General features: G+C 44.4%; 1 pseudogene. It reads left to right on the forward strand.

The features are described from left to right. Positions 1 to 207, forward strand: a pseudogene (locus LKX83_RS33735) (hydroxylase); the annotation flags it as partial.

Genomic DNA, 207 nt, shown 5'->3' on the forward strand with positions numbered 1-207 from the left:
GGAGGTTCACGAATCGCTCCTGTTCATGAAGCTGATATTGGAAAGGTCGCAGCGGTTGCACTTACGGAGGATGGCCATGTAGGAAAAGTATATACCTTGACAGGGCCTGAAAGTTTGTCTGTTCAAGATAGGGTTGAAATAATTAGTGAGGTTATCGGGCGAAAAATTCGATTTGTTGAGAGTTCTGAAGAAGAAGAACGTGAGCAG

It is taken from the genome of Cohnella baijiui (genome assembly GCF_020731285.1).
Classification (GTDB): domain Bacteria; phylum Bacillota; class Bacilli; order Paenibacillales; family Paenibacillaceae; genus Cohnella.